Source organism: Streptomyces sp. NPDC028305, assembly GCF_055569495.1.
Genome location: NZ_JBVHTN010000004.1, coordinates 417,404 through 431,048, shown reverse-complemented (window position 1 = coordinate 431,048; position 13,645 = coordinate 417,404). Strand labels below are relative to the sequence as shown.

15 protein-coding genes are annotated in these 13,645 nt (G+C 72.5%); 7 read left to right on the top strand and 8 right to left on the bottom strand.

The annotated features are described in order from the left end of the window. The first annotated feature begins 64 nt into the window (after positions 1 to 64). Positions 65 to 952, top strand: a complete 888-nt coding sequence (locus tag ACZ4WQ_RS18225) for an alpha/beta fold hydrolase (RefSeq protein WP_311727657.1) — start codon at positions 65 to 67, stop codon at positions 950 to 952. A 29-nt stretch (positions 953 to 981) separates the two neighbouring features. On the opposite strand, the gene ACZ4WQ_RS18220 is transcribed toward ACZ4WQ_RS18225, so the two are convergent. Further along, the gene (locus ACZ4WQ_RS18220) at positions 982 to 1,917 is read right to left on the bottom strand and encodes an NYN domain-containing protein (protein WP_311727656.1); all 936 of its coding nucleotides are present in this window, start codon (positions 1,915 to 1,917) and stop codon (positions 982 to 984) included. A 207-nt stretch (positions 1,918 to 2,124) separates the two neighbouring features. On the opposite strand from ACZ4WQ_RS18220, the gene ACZ4WQ_RS18215 reads away from it, so the two are divergent. After that, positions 2,125 to 2,277, top strand: coding sequence for a hypothetical protein (locus ACZ4WQ_RS18215; RefSeq protein ID WP_014176661.1), 153 nt, complete (start codon positions 2,125 to 2,127; stop codon positions 2,275 to 2,277). Between the two features lie 98 nt (positions 2,278 to 2,375). Here ACZ4WQ_RS18215 and ACZ4WQ_RS18210 read toward each other — a convergent pair whose 3' ends face one another. From ACZ4WQ_RS18210 to ACZ4WQ_RS18200, 3 genes are all read right to left on the bottom strand, one after another. Further along, positions 2,376 to 3,281 carry a PHP domain-containing protein gene (locus ACZ4WQ_RS18210; protein WP_311727655.1) on the bottom strand — a complete coding sequence of 302 codons (906 nt, stop codon included), beginning with the start codon at positions 3,279 to 3,281 and terminating at the stop codon, positions 2,376 to 2,378. A gap of 70 nt (positions 3,282 to 3,351) precedes the next feature. Beyond that, positions 3,352 to 3,990, bottom strand: coding sequence for a DUF6758 family protein (locus ACZ4WQ_RS18205; RefSeq protein ID WP_385349915.1), 639 nt, complete (start codon positions 3,988 to 3,990; stop codon positions 3,352 to 3,354). Between the two features lie 117 nt (positions 3,991 to 4,107). Further along, a complete protein-coding gene (locus ACZ4WQ_RS18200) occupies positions 4,108 to 4,716 on the bottom strand; it encodes a suppressor of fused domain protein (protein WP_468022290.1) in 609 nt (202 codons plus the stop codon). 472 nt (positions 4,717 to 5,188) lie between these two features. Between ACZ4WQ_RS18200 and corA the strand changes: the two genes are divergently transcribed. Continuing rightward, entirely contained in the window at positions 5,189 to 6,289 is a 1,101-nt protein-coding gene (gene corA, locus ACZ4WQ_RS18195; protein ID WP_311727652.1) for a magnesium/cobalt transporter CorA, read from the top strand. A gap of 27 nt (positions 6,290 to 6,316) precedes the next feature. Here the strand turns inward: corA and ACZ4WQ_RS18190 are convergent, their stop codons facing one another. After that, complete coding sequence (locus tag ACZ4WQ_RS18190) at positions 6,317 to 7,261, bottom strand: DMT family transporter (protein WP_385349923.1); 945 nt, start codon at positions 7,259 to 7,261, stop codon at positions 6,317 to 6,319. A 102-nt stretch (positions 7,262 to 7,363) separates the two neighbouring features. On the opposite strand from ACZ4WQ_RS18190, the gene ACZ4WQ_RS18185 reads away from it, so the two are divergent. After that, positions 7,364 to 7,903: a hypothetical protein gene (locus tag ACZ4WQ_RS18185; RefSeq protein WP_398371168.1), complete on the top strand. Its 540-nt coding sequence runs from the start codon at positions 7,364 to 7,366 to the stop codon at positions 7,901 to 7,903. A gap of 256 nt (positions 7,904 to 8,159) precedes the next feature. Here ACZ4WQ_RS18185 and ACZ4WQ_RS18180 read toward each other — a convergent pair whose 3' ends face one another. Further along, complete coding sequence (locus ACZ4WQ_RS18180) at positions 8,160 to 8,924, bottom strand: hypothetical protein (RefSeq protein WP_311727650.1); 765 nt, start codon at positions 8,922 to 8,924, stop codon at positions 8,160 to 8,162. Between the two features lie 196 nt (positions 8,925 to 9,120). Here ACZ4WQ_RS18180 and ACZ4WQ_RS18175 point away from each other — a divergent pair, with 196 nt between their 5' ends. The 3 genes from ACZ4WQ_RS18175 to ACZ4WQ_RS18165 are packed head-to-tail and all read left to right on the top strand — an operon-like array spanning position 9,121 to position 12,200. Beyond that, a complete protein-coding gene (locus ACZ4WQ_RS18175) occupies positions 9,121 to 10,467 on the top strand; it encodes a magnesium transporter MgtE N-terminal domain-containing protein (RefSeq protein ID WP_468022289.1) in 1,347 nt (448 codons plus the stop codon). Beyond that, positions 10,457 to 11,002, top strand: coding sequence for a DUF1003 domain-containing protein (locus ACZ4WQ_RS18170; RefSeq protein ID WP_311727647.1), 546 nt, complete (start codon positions 10,457 to 10,459; stop codon positions 11,000 to 11,002). The genes ACZ4WQ_RS18175 and ACZ4WQ_RS18170 overlap by 11 nt, the downstream gene beginning before the upstream one ends. A 43-nt stretch (positions 11,003 to 11,045) precedes the next feature. Next, on the top strand, positions 11,046 to 12,200 hold the full coding sequence (locus ACZ4WQ_RS18165) for an Mrp/NBP35 family ATP-binding protein (RefSeq protein ID WP_311727646.1): 1,155 nt from the start codon (positions 11,046 to 11,048) through the stop codon (positions 12,198 to 12,200). 113 nt (positions 12,201 to 12,313) lie between these two features. On the opposite strand, the gene ACZ4WQ_RS18160 is transcribed toward ACZ4WQ_RS18165, so the two are convergent. After that, positions 12,314 to 13,003 carry a hypothetical protein gene (locus ACZ4WQ_RS18160; RefSeq protein WP_311727644.1) on the bottom strand — a complete coding sequence of 230 codons (690 nt, stop codon included), beginning with the start codon at positions 13,001 to 13,003 and terminating at the stop codon, positions 12,314 to 12,316. 117 nt (positions 13,004 to 13,120) lie between these two features. Further along, positions 13,121 to 13,603 carry a sec-independent translocase gene (locus ACZ4WQ_RS18155; protein ID WP_311727643.1) on the bottom strand — a complete coding sequence of 161 codons (483 nt, stop codon included), beginning with the start codon at positions 13,601 to 13,603 and terminating at the stop codon, positions 13,121 to 13,123. Positions 13,604 to 13,645: the final 42 nt, after the last annotated feature.

Sequence of the window (13,645 nt, the reverse complement as noted above, 5' to 3'; positions counted from 1 at the left end):
CGGCACGGGGTACTCGTCACGGTGGGTTGGCCGGGATTTTCCGTGTACGCGCTAGCCTCGGCGCATGAGCAGGCCGCCGTTCCTCACGCTGCCCGGGTGCGCCCGCGCGTACCGCCTTCGCACCGCGCGCGGCGAGTTCGCCGTACACGAAGCGCGCCCCGAGGGGGCGCCGCGCGGCACGGTGCTGCTGGTGCCCGGGTTCACCGGCAGCAAGGAGGACTTCATCGCACTGCTGGAGCCGCTGGCCCGCGCCGGGTTCCGGGCGGTCGCGCTGGACGGGCGGGGGCAGCACGAGAGCGAGGGGCCGCGGGACGAGGCGGCGTACGCGCAGCCGGAGCTGGCCCGGGACGTACTGGCGCAGGCGGCCGCGCTGGACTCCGCCGCTGCCGGGGACCCCGCGCCGCCGCATGTGCTCGGGCATTCGCTGGGCGGGCTGATCGTACGGGCCGCCGTGCTGCTGGACCCGGGTGCCTTCGCCTCGCTGACGCTGATGTCCTCGGGCCCGGCCGCCATCTCCGAGCCGCAGCAGGCCCGCACCAAGCTGCTGATCGACGCGCTGTCCGTGACCGACATGGAGAGCGTCTGGCGGGCGATGCGCGAGCTGGACCCGCAGGAGGCGCCCGAGGAGACGACGCCGCCCGGCATCGAGGAGTTTCTGCATCAGCGCTGGCTCGGCACCGTGCCCGAGCAGCTGATGGCCACCGGGCGGCAGCTGAACCGGGAGCCGGACCGGGTCGCGGAGCTGGCCGCGGTGGCGCTGCCCAAGCATGTGCTGTCGGGGGTGGTGGACGACGCCTGGCCGGTGTCGCTGATGGACGGGATGGCCGAGCGGCTGGCCGCCCGCCGCACCGTGATCCAGGGCGCGGGGCACTCCCCCAACGCCGAGCGGCCGCGTCCCACCGCCGAGGCACTGATCGACTTCTGGTGCGGCGTCGCACCCCGCCAGGGCTGACCCTCGGCGCCGGGCCTTCAGTACCGGGTTCAGTACTGGGCCTGTAGGTGCTCCCAGAAGCCGTCCCGCAGCGCCCGGCGCAGATCGGCGTGCGTACGCAGCGACAGCCGCAGCAGCGCCTCCGCGTCGATCAGCAGCTCCTGGTCGACCGAGCCCGGCAGATAGGGGTGGCCGGGCAGCAGCTCGGCGAGTGACTCCCGGCCGCGCGAGGACAGCCATCGCGCGGCGATCTGCGCCCCGACGAAGCGCACATCGTCGCGGCTGGGGGCGGGACCGCCCGGGACCGGGTCGCCGCCGCCGTACGGCTCGAAGCCCATGGGGCGGCGGGTGACGTACGGCTTGCAGAAGTCGAGGTCGAAGGTGCGCTGGCTGTCGACCTCCCACAGCAGCGGCTCGGCCTGGTTGCGCCCCTCGACGGCCTCGATGCCCCACAGGTGCACCCGCGCGCCGTACCCCTGCGCCGCCTCGACCGCGGAGACCAGGTCCTCGTCCCCGCCGATCAGCGCCGCGTCGCCGATGGCGCGGTGCCGGGCGAGGGACTCCAAGTCGGTGCGGATGAGCGAGTCGACGCCCTTCTGCTGGTTGTTGGCGTTGAGGTTGCCGAGCCGGACCTTGACGTCGGGCAGCTCGGCGATGCCCTGCTGCTCGGAGGTGTGGATACGGCGCCGGGCGCCGTCGTACCAGTAGACGCGCAGGAGTCTGCTGTCCGGGAAGATCGTGCGGGCCTTGTCGATGAACGCCTCGATGAGCCCCTCGGCGTCGAGCTCGAAGGCTCTGCGGTCCTCGGTCCCGGCGACCAGTCGGCCGGCTGCCGCGTAGACGTAGCCGGCGTCCACGAATATCGCGTGGGTGGAGGGTGTGGTCGCGACCTCGGCGAGCACACGCTGCAACAGCTCGTTGGTGCGCTCGATGCCCGAGACGATCGAGGCGAGGTCTGGTTGGCCCGCAGGCGTGACGTCACTCATACGCGCTTCATTGTCCGGGCCAGCGCGCTAGGGACACAACCGGACCTGGTACGAAACGGTAATTAGGCTCCCGAAAATTTTCTTTAGCGTAGGGAATGTTTTCCGTAGACCCTCTGTTGGACCGTACAGACGCTCGCGGCAGTGACGCCGCCGGCGTCCGTTCATCATCACAGTTCTCCTCAGGAGGATCAGACGAAGGGAGAAGCCATGCGCTTCGAGATCATGCGCCTTGACGACGTCGACGGCACCGCCGTGGACAGCACCGTTGTAGACGCCGCCTCCGTCAACCGGATCGTGCAGCAGGCCGCCGCAATCGGTCAGCGCATCTACATCCGTCCCGCCGAAAGCTCAGCCCGGTAACGCCCCGCATGTAGTACGCAGCTAGTACGCAGCTTCCGGCGCCCCTGTGCCTCGTCGCACGGGGGCGCTTGTGCGTCCGGGCGCGCCCGGTGCCGGGCTCAGCCCGCCGTGCCCGGCACCGGGGACGCCCCGGTCGCCCGGCGGGCGATCTCTCCGTAGATCTCCGGATCCGTCGTGTACTCACCGAGACGACAGGTCTTACGGCTGCCGTGGTAGTCGCTGGAGCCCGTGGTGAGCAGTCCGAGGTCGGCGGCGAGGCCGCGCAGCCGCGCGCGCGTGGGCTCGTCGTGGTCCATGTGGTCCACCTCGATGCCGTCGAGACCCGCGGCGGCGAGCTCGGCGATCGCGCTCTCGGGCACGCACTGCCCGCGCTTGAGGGCCAGCGGATGCGCGAAGACGGTCACCCCGCCGGCCGCCTTGACCAGCCGGATCGCGTCGAACGGGTCGAGCTCGTGCTTCTCGACGTAGGCCCGGCCGCCATTGGCGAGCCACTGCGGCGTAAACGCGTCCGAGACGCTTTCGACGACACCCAGGTCGACCATCGCGGTGGCCACATGCGGCCGCCCCACGGCCCCGTCACCGGCGATCCGCGCCACCTGCTCCCAGGTGATCGGCACGCCCAGCTCACGCAGCTTGTCGACCATCCCGCGGGCGCGCGGCACCCGGTCGTCGCGGACGAGCTCGCGCTCGCGCGCCAGCTCCGGCTCGGCCGGGTCGAAGAGATACGCCAGCATGTGCAGGCTCACGCCCGCCGCGCCGTCCTCCGAAGCGCCCGAACCGCCGCCGCCGGACGGCGGGAGCACCAGCCGGCACGACAGCTCGGCGCCGGTCACCAGGGTCAGCCCCGCAGGCAGCGCCCGCTTCGCCGCCTCGTATCCGCCGACCGTGTCGTGGTCGGTGAGCGCGACGACGTCCAGCCCGGCCGCGGCGGCATTGCGCACCAGCTCGGCGGGGGTGTCGGTGCCGTCGGACGCAGTGGAGTGGGTGTGCAGATCGATGCGCACGACGCGGACTCCCGGCTACGGCGGTGGAACGGAGCGGACGCTCCAGGGTAACCGGCCGCGACCGGGATGATCAGCCCAGGATCCGCGGCGAGAGCGCCCCGCACGGCACCAGGTCCACCTCGGCCCCGGCGTCCCGCAGATCGGTGAGCACCATCTCGTCGTACATCATCAGACCGGTCTGCTCGGGCCAGAGGATCGCCCACAGCCACAGCCCGCACGCCTCGCCCGCGAACACCGCGCGGTCGTCCGGCGTGCCCTCGACCAGCCACAGCGGGGTGGGCCGCCCCGCGGCCAACACCTTGACCTGCGGCGCGCGGTCGACCCGCATGCCCGGCCCCGGATCGGGGCCGCGGATCCCGGCGTAGCGCGCCCCGAGCCCCACCCCCAGCTCCTCCGCGACCAGCAGCAGCTCCCCGGGCCCGCCCAGCGGGCCGGGTCCTGAGCAGGCGACGGCGGTGGCCCGGCCGCCGCTGCGGTCGTCGCCCGCGCACGCGACACCGGTGAACAGCCAGCCCACGGGCAGCGGCCACGGCATCCACACGGGCACCCGGGCACGGTTGGTCACCACCACGAGTGCTTCGACGCTCGGCGGGACGACCGGCTGGAGGGGGTGCACCGTGCCATGCACCCCGCACTGCCAGGAGTCGGCGAAAAGACCGGGCGCCCGCACCCGGCCACCGCACTTCGGGCAACTGGGTTCGCCCCTCATAGGGCCCCACGGTCCTCCCCGGAAACCGCCACGTCAAGGACGATCACCCGTCCGGATACGACGCGTGGACACGCCCGGATCGACCGGGGCCCGGCCGAGGACCTACGGCCGCGTCCCTCAGCTCGCCAGCGGCACCGCGGAGCGGGCCGGGTCCCGCAGATCCGTGCCGTGCCTGAGCCAGCGGTCCTGGAGCGCCCCCGCCCCGTGCACCCGCTTCCAGGCCGCCTCGTTCCCGGTCATGGGCAGCAGCGGCAGAAACCGGACCGGGTCCCTCAGCAGGTCCAGCTCCACGTCCTCGACCAGCCCGCCGGGTTCGGCCACGAGTACGGAGCTGAAGGGCGCCCCCGGCCACAGCGGCCCGCCCAGGTCGAGCGAGGCGCCCGGCGCCACCACCACGCCCTCCACCTGGGGGGACGCGGCGAGGACGGCGAGCGGGCGCAGCACCTCGTCGAGTACGGGCAGCCCGGGGCCCACGGCCGCGCCGCCGATCCGTACCGTCAGCACCAGCTCGGCGCGCGGACCGCGCAGCGGGTCGGCGAGGACGGCGGTGGGGTCGGCCATCGGCCGGTCGGACATCCCGAGTGTGGCGTAACGCACGACGTCCGCGTCACGGAAGCGCAGCACCTCGATGCGGTCCGTACCGACGAAGGTCACGGCCGCGCGGGCGTCGGGCTCGCCCAGCGCCGTACGCAACCGGGCCTCGACCAGCTCAAGAACGTCTGACATGCGGCGAGCATAGATCGCGTATCGAACAGGCAAAACGACGGCTGAACGCTTCAGGCGGCTGATAGCCTTGACGCCTGCCCAGGGAGTTACACGTCATCCCTCAAGGGGGACCGGCTGGAGGAGGTGGGGCTGCGGTGGATCCGAGTCGACCGTGCAGTACCGACAGTTCTCCCGTCCTCTTCCCCTCGGTATGCGTCTGTTCGTGATCTGAAACCTTCCGTACCCCACCGCCTCGCGGTGAAACACGTGAAGTGATTTCGCATCCAGGGCACGTGACGGTAGAGCGCCTTCGTAACGCTTTGCCCCTTTCTTTATCGCGCCTCCGCGATTTTCCGCGAACTTCCGTCAGCGCCATCGCACGGAGCGCCGCCCGCTTTGCGGACGTACGGCCACCGGAGCCCGTACGTCCACCTTCCGGGCCGCGCTGCGCCGCGCGCCCGCCGCTGACGGCCCGCTTGTGAAGGAGCCCGTCATGTCGATGATCCGCGACCTGCGCGCAGCCGTCCGCCCCGCCCTGCGCCGCCCCCGCGCCACCAGCAACTACGACACCACCCGCGACCCGTCCGTCTCCAGCGCGGTGATCGACTGTGCCGTCTACCGCGAGGGGCGGCGGGTCAGCGACCACTGCTCCCCGGCCGAGGCCATGAAGCGGGTGCGCGCCGAGGGCGGCTTCGCCTGGATCGGGCTGCACGAGCCCACCGAGCGCGAGTTCGCCGGCATCGCGCAGGAGTTCGGGCTGCACCCGCTGGCCGTGGAGGACGCGGTCCAGGCACACCAGCGGCCGAAGCTGGAGCGGTACGACGACTCCCTGTTCACCGTCTTCAAGACCATCCACTACGTCGAGCACGCGGAGCTCACCGCCACCAGCGAGGTCGTCGAGACCGGCGAGGTGATGTGCTTCACCGGCCGGAACTTCATCGTGACCGTCCGGCACGGCGGCCAGGGCTCGCTGCGCGCGCTGCGCCACCGCCTCCAGGAGGACCCCGAGCTGCTCGCCAAGGGCCCCTCGGCGGTGCTGCACGCGATCGCCGACCAGGTCGTGGACGGCTACCTCGCGGTCGCCGACGCGGTCCAGGACGACATCGACGAGGTCGAGATCGACGTCTTCTCGGCGGCCAGCTCCCGGCGGGGCGGCGACGCGGGGCGGATCTACCAGCTCAAGCGCGAGGTGCTGGAGTTCAAGCGGGCCGTCTCGCCGCTGCTGCGGCCGATGCAGCTGCTCAGCGAGCGGCCGATGCGGGTGGTGGACCCGGACATCCAGAAGTACTTCCGGGACGTCGCGGACCACCTGGCCCGGGTCAACGAGCAGGTGCTGGCCTTCGACGACCTGCTCAACTCGATCCTCCAGGCGAACCTGGCGCAGGCCACGGTCGCCCAGAACGAGGACATGCGCAAGATCACCTCCTGGGCGGCGATCTTCGCCGTGCCCACGATGATCGCCGGGATCTACGGCATGAACTTCGACTACATGCCGGAGCTGCGCTGGAAGTTCGGCTACCCGGCGGTGCTCGTCGTCACGGTCGCGATCTGTGTCACGATCCACCGCGGCTTCAAGCGCAACGGCTGGCTCTGATCTGTTCGCGGCCCGGCAGCCCGGCCCTCAGCCCGGCTTCCTGCGGTCGGCCAGGATCACCAGCGCGAGGCCGATCAGGATCACCGCGAGCGCCGGGTAGGCGACCGCCTCGGGCGTCTGGCCCAGCCAGAGGGCGGCGATCAGCGCCGCGCCCGGCGTCTCGAGCAGCAGCGCGGTCGAGGTGATGGACGGCCCCAGGCCCTTGACGACGCGGTTGATGAGCGAATGGCCCAGCAGCTGGGCGGTGACCGTCAGCACGGCCAGCTTCAGCCACGTCGCGCCGCTGTAGCCGCCCAGGGCCGTGCCGGAGGCCAGGCAGGTGAGCAGCAGGAGCACGCTGGTGGTGCCGTAACAGACATAGGTGTACGCCGTGGTGCTCACCGTCCGCCGCACCTCCGCGCCGAGCACCACATACCCCGCGCCCGCGATGCCGCCCACCAGCGCGAGGGCGTCGCCCGCGAGCGCGCGGGGGGACAGCGCCAGGTCGACCCCGGTCAGCAGCAGCACTCCGAGCATGGCGACCGCCATGCCCGCCCAGGCCAGGGCGGGCGGGCGCTGCCCGCGCAGCCGCAGCAGCAGCGCGGTCCAGATCGGGGTCGTGGTGACCAGCGCGGTCGACGAGGCGACGGAGGTCATGTGCAGGCTGGGCAGCCACGTCCCGAAGTGCAGCGCCAGCAGCGCCCCCGCCCCGGCGGACAGCAGCACCCCGCCGCGCCCCATCCCGCGCAGCTCCCGGCGATGGCGCAGCGCCGCGAAGGGAGTGAGCACGCCGACGGCCATGGCGTTGCGCCAGAACGCGACGGCGAGGGCCGGGGCCGCCGTCGCGGCGACCAGGGGCGCCGAGGACGAGACCGAGACGACGGCGAGCGCCAGCAGCGCCACATCGAGGGCGGCGGCTCGGTGAGGGACGGGCTCGGCGGCCGACCCGGCACCGGTGGCGGCACCGGTGCGGCTGGAACTGGCGCTGGACACCGCCTCAGGGTAAGGGGCATAGGTCCGCTTCGAAACTGTCCGCCCACGTGCTGGGACGGCCGTCCGTCCCGCGGTCGCCGGGGGTGGTCATAGGCTGTCGGCATGACGCAGACCCCGATGGACCGCGCCCTCATCGAGGAGGCGGCCAAGAAGTCCGCCCTCATCTGGGTCCGGGGCGCGGACGGCGCCCGGGACACCGAGCGCGCGCTGTGGCACGTGTGGCACGAGGGCGCGGTGTGTCTGGTCGGGGACGGCCCCGGGGAGCAGCCCCTGAGCGGCCTCGGCCTGGTGGACGGGGGCGCCGCCACCGTCACCGTGCGCAGCAAGGACAAGGGCGGACGGCTCGTCGCCTGGCCCGCCCGGGTGGCCGAGCTGGCGCCCGGCGGCGAGGCGTGGACGGCCGCCGTCGAAGAGCTCAAGGGCAAGCGGCTGAACGCGCCGGACGCCGAGCGGATCGCCGAGCGCTGGGCCCGTGAGTGCCGGGTGCTGCGCCTGGAACCGGCGCCGGGCCCGCTCGCGGAGCCGCCGTCCGGCTCCCTGGCCGCGACGCCGCCCCCGAGTCCGGCCATCACCCGCCGCCCGATGCCCGCCGCGCTCCCCAAACTCCTGACCCGCCGCCCCCGCACCCGCAAGCGCGCCTGAGCCCCCGTCGATTTCCGTCGCGCCCGGCTCCCCCGCCCGCAGCCCCGACACCGCCGCACGAAACTCCAGCCCACGGCCCTCCAGCACACCGCGGGGCGCCAGCGCACGCGGGGACTCCACCGCGGGGCGGGCCCCTGCCCCCGGCCGTCGGGGTCTGGGGCGGAGCCCAAGTTTCGGGAAGGGGCGGGTAGGGGAAAGGGCCGGCCGCAGGCGCCGACGCCCGCCAGGACAGCGCCGAGCCAGCCCGCCGCAGGCGCTACGTGCCGCTCGGAATCTGCTGTCCGTAGTCCACGACATCGCCCTTCTCAGGCGCGGCCAGCGTGAAGTCCTTGTCCCAGTCGGCGAGCCGGATGACCCCCGCGTCACCCGCCCGCTGAAGCCGCAGCGGATACGGCCGGCCCTCCAGGGAGACGTCGAGCATCCCGCCGCTCCCCTCCCCGCCGCGGATCCGGATGGTCCGTACGCCCCCGACCTTGCCCCGGTCGCCGGTGGAGATCTCGCCGTGCAGGGCGAGCAGCCCGTCGAGCAGCAGGCTCTTGTCCGTCAGCCCGCTGAGCCGTTTGTACGAGGGGTCGCCCACCGGCACCTTCACGTACTTGTCGTCGAGCTTGTCCGCCGCGGCCGCGTCGGCGTCGGTCGGCGCGCCGCCGTTGCCCTTGCCGCTCTCGTCCTCGTGTGACCAGAAGCCCGCGTCGGCCTTGAGGTAGAGCTCCTTGCCGACGCGCAGCAGCTCGAAGGTGCTGCCCTCACTGGAGACCTGGCCGGTGCCGCCGTCCGCCTTGAGCCGCATGTCGACCTTGTAGGTGCGCCCCTTGGTGACGAGGTTGCCGGACAGGCGTACCGCCTCCGCGCCCACCGCGGCGTTGCGGGCCTTGCTCTCGATCTTGGCGGCGGGAAGTTTGCCCACGCCGTTGGTGCCCGCGTCGGGGTCCTCACCGCCGCCGTCGCCGCCGCATCCGGCGACCGTCGCGGCCAACGCCGCGCACATCGCCGCCACGAGAGCCGTGTTCCGGGTGCGCACGTCTGCTCTGCCTCCTGAAGCCGGTGCAGGGGCAGCGTACCGGTGCTGTCCAGAGGTGTCGGCACGGTGGAGCGGGAGGGGGTACCCCAGCGGTAGCCGGGGAGGTTGTCCGGCGGCAGGGCAGGGCAGGGCGCGCTAGCCTGAACCAGGCATTCAACCAGATAAGCCACAAATAGTTCACAGGGAGGCGCATGACATGCCCGCAGGCGCCCCCAGGGTGTTCGTCTCGCACCTCGCGGGTGTTCCCGTCTTCGACCCGAACGGCGACCAGGTGGGCCGGGTCCGTGACCTGGTGGCCATGCTGCGCCTGGGCGGGCGGGCGCCGCGTGTCCTGGGGCTGGTGGTCGAGGTGGTCACCCGCCGGCGGATCTTCCTGCCCATGACCCGGGTGACCGGCGTCGAGTCCGGACAGGTCATCACCACCGGCGTGGTCAACATGCGCCGCTTCGAGCAGCGCCCGACCGAGACCCTGGTGCTCGGCGAGCTGCTCGACCGGACCGTGACGCTGGTGGAGACGGGCGAGGACGTGACGGTCCTCGACGTGGCCATGGGGCAGCTGCCCGCGCGCCGCGACTGGGCGATCGAGAAGGTCTTCGTACGGCGCGGCAGGTCGGGCGCGCTGCGGCGGCGCGGGGAGACGCTGATCGCCGACTGGTCCGCGGTCACCGGCTTCTCCCTGGAGGAGCACGGGCAGGGCGCGGAGAACCTGCTGGCCACCTTCGAGCAGCTGCGCCCCGCGGACCTCGCCAACGTACTGCACCACCTCTCGGCGAAGCGGCGCGGCGAGGTGGCCGCGGCGCTGGACGACGAGCGGCTCGCCGACGTCCTGGAGGAGCTGCCGGACGACGACCAGGTCGAGATCCTCGGCAAGCTCCAGGAGGAGCGCGCGGCCGACGTCCTGGAGGCGATGGACCCGGACGACGCGGCCGATCTGCTCTCCGAGCTCCCGGAGGAGGACAAGGAGCGGCTGCTGGCCCTGATGCGGCCGCGGGACGCGGCCGACATGCGGCGGCTGATGTCGTACGAGGAGGGCTCGGCGGGCGGGCTGATGACGCCCGACCCGATCGTGCTGCGCCCCGACGCGACGGTCGCGGACGCGCTGGCGCGGGTGCGCAACCAGGACCTGACCCCGGCGCTCGCCGCGCAGGTGTATGTGTGCCGGCCGCCGGACGAGACGCCGACCGGCCGCTATCTGGGGCTGGTGCACTTCCAGCGGCTGCTGCGCGAGCCGCCGTACACCCTCGTCGCCTCGGTCGTGGACACCGATCTGCGGCCGCTGCCGCCGGAGGCCCCGCTGCCCGGTGTGACCAGCTATCTGGCCACGTACAACCTGGTCACGGCGCCGGTCGTGGACGAGAGCGGCTCGCTGCTCGGCGCGGTGACCGTGGACGACGTACTCGACCACCTGCTGCCGCACGACTGGCGGGAGCGGGAGCTGTACGGCCTGACCGTGCGCCCGGTCCCCGGCAGCGCGCCGCCCGAGGTCCCGGACGGCAGGCCCGACGTACCCGGCGGCTGGCCAGAGGTCCCCGATGCGAGGTGAGGGAACCCGGCTCGACCGGCCCAGGGAGCCGCGCCGCGTGCGACTGCCGCGGTGGGACCCGGAGGCGTTCGGCAAGGCGTCGGAGCAGATCGCCCGTTTCCTGGGCACCGGACGCTTCATCGCCTGGATGACGGTCTTCGTAGCCGTGTGGCTCGGCTGGAACATCCTGGCCCCGGAGCGGCTGCGGTTCGACTCGTACCCGTTCATCTTTCTGACCCTGATGCTCTCGCTCCAGGCCTCCTACTCGGCCCCGCTGATCCTTCTCTCCCAGTACCGGCAGGCCGACCGCGACCGGGTCACCCTGGAGCAGGACCGGAGCCGGGACGAGCGCTCCATCGCCGACACGGAGTTCCTGGCCCGGGAGATCGCGGCGCTGCGGATGGGGCTCGGCGAGGTGGCCACCCGCGACTGGATCCGCTCCGAGTTCCAGGAGCTGATCAGGGACCAGGAGAGGGACCGGGCCACCCCGCCGTCCGGTGCCCCGTCCCCCGGCGCGCCGCCCCCCGGCGCCCCACGTGACGAATCAGACCGCTGACGGCCCTTACCGCCGAGTACCCGCCGCGCCGTACCATCTCCATATGGCTACCGACACTGCCCCCACGCCGGCCGAGGACGCGGTGCGCGCCGCGCTCGCCACGGTCAACGACCCGGAGATCCACAAGCCGATCACGGATCTCGGCATGGTCAAATCCGTCGAGATCGCGGCGGACGGGACGGTCGCGGTGGCGGTCTATCTCACGGTCTCCGGCTGCCCCATGCGCGACACGATCACCGAGCGGGTGCGGGAGGCGGTCGGCAAGGTCGCCGGGGTGGCCGGGGTCACCGTCGAGCTGGATGTGATGAGCGACGAGCAGCGGCGCGAGCTGGCCGCCTCGCTGCGCGGCGGCCAGGCCGAGCGCGAGGTGCCCTTCGCCAAGCCCGGCTCGCTGACCCGGGTGTACGCGGTGGCGTCCGGCAAGGGCGGCGTCGGCAAGTCGTCGGTGACGGTCAACCTGGCCGCGGCGATGGCCACCGACGGTCTGAAGGTCGGCGTCGTGGACGCCGACATCTACGGCCACTCGGTGCCGCGCATGCTGGGCGCCGACGGCAGCCCCACCCAGGTCGAGAACATGATCATGCCGCCGTCGGCCAACGGCGTGAAGGTCATCTCGATCGGGATGTTCACGCCGGGCAACACTCCGGTGGTGTGGCGCGGGCCGATGCTGCACCGCGCGCTCCAGCAGTTCCTGGCCGATGTCTACTGGGGCGACCTGGACGTGCTGCTGCTGGACCTGCCGCCCGGCACCGGCGACATCGCGATCTCCGTGGCCCAGCTCGTGCCCAACGCCGAGATCCTGGTCGTCACCACGCCGCAGCAGGCCGCCGCCGAGGTCGCCGAGCGGGCGGGCTCGATCGCGGTCCAGACCCATCAGAAGATCGTCGGCGTGGTGGAGAACATGTCCGGGCTGCCCTGCCCGCACTGCGACGAGATGGTCGACGTCTTCGGCACGGGCGGCGGCCAGCGGGTCGCCGACGGGCTGACCCGGGCCACCGGCGCCACGGTGCCGGTGCTCGGCTCCATCCCGATCGATGTGCGGCTGCGCGAGGGCGGCGACGAGGGGAAGCCGGTCGTGCTGACCGACCCCGACTCCCCGGCGGGCAGCGCGCTGCGGTCGATCGCGGGCAAGCTCGGCGGGCGGCAGCGCGGGCTGGCGGGCATGTCGCTGGGCATCACGCCGCGCAACAAGTTCTGAGCGCGTGCGCGGCCGCGGGTCGCGCGCCATGAGCCACTGAGCCATGAGCCACTGAGGGCGGCCTCCCCAAGGGGGGCCGCCCCACTCATGTCCGCCCATATGCCGCCGTACGGCTACTCGTACGCCGTGATGTCCTTGACCACCGCGAAGCCCAGCCCGTACGCGCTCATCCCGCGCCCGTACGCCCCGATGTGCACGCCCTCGCGGGCGGAGCCGGCCAGCACCCAGCCGTACTCCGACTCGCGGTAGTGGAATTCGGTCGGCACCCCGTCCACCGGCAGCGACAGCTGCGACCAGCCCGGGCCTTCCAGGTCGTCCGCCAGCTCCCAGGCGATCGCGGTCTGCTGGTCCAGCCAGTCCTGGCGCAGCGCGCGCTCCATGCGCGTCGGCCAGGTGGACGACAGCAGTCCGGACCCGGCCAGCCAGGCCGCCGAGGAGACCGAGGTGGCCTCCAGCACGCCCGTGCCGTCCGCGCTGTCCCGCACCGGGCGGCTGGCCACGGTCACCACCACCGCGAAGCGCTGCTGGTCCGGCTCGGTCTCCGCGCGCAGCGACGGCTCGTCGCCGTGCCCGGTGGAGCCGTGCTCGACCGTGCCGTCCGCGGCGGCGCCCACCTGCATCAGCCAGCGCCGTCCCGTGAACGCCTCGTCAAGGCCGTACCACGGAAAGGCGGCCAGCAGATAGCCGTCGACCTTCCGCCGAGCGTCGGCGGGGATCCCTTGCGCGGCCGACGCGCCGTCCCCGGCGGGCGCGCCCGGTGTATCAGCCACGCCATGCGCCCCTAGCCGACCCGTCGTCTCCATCTGTGCGGAGCCTCCTCGTTGCCCTTCGTCGTGGGCGGCCCGCCCCCCTCAGGCGTCCTCACCCCGGACAAAGGGAGGATAGCCATACGGGTCAACCAGGCCGGGCATACGGGGGGATCAAGTGGCGTCGGAGTCGAAAGGAGGGCGCTCCTCGCGCTTCGGCTCCTCGCGCTTGCGCAGCAGGTCAGGGGTGCTGGAGCCGCTGTCGGTGCCGGACCCGCCGCCGGACTGGGAGGCCGGGGAAGAACCGGAAGAGCCCTGTGCGGAGTCACTCTCCCGGCCGTTCACCGAGTCCGCGACCTCGGCCATCTCCTTACGGAGGTCGAAGCCGTTGCGGATCTCCTTGAGGCCCAGCTCGTCCGAGTCCAGCACATGCTTGCGGACGAAATTCTTCGGGTTCAGGTCCTCGAACTCGAAGTCCTTGAACTCCGGGCCCAGCTCGGAGCGGATGTCCTCCTTGGCGTTGTCGGAGAACTCCCTCACCTTGCGTATGAACCGCGACACATCCTGGATGACCTTGGGAAGCTTCTCCGGGCCGAAGACGAGCACCGCAAGGACGACGAGCGCGATCAGCTCGAGGGGTCCTATGTCGAAGAACACCTTGCAGCTCCTAGAGACGTCCGTGGCCACGGTCCAGGCCAC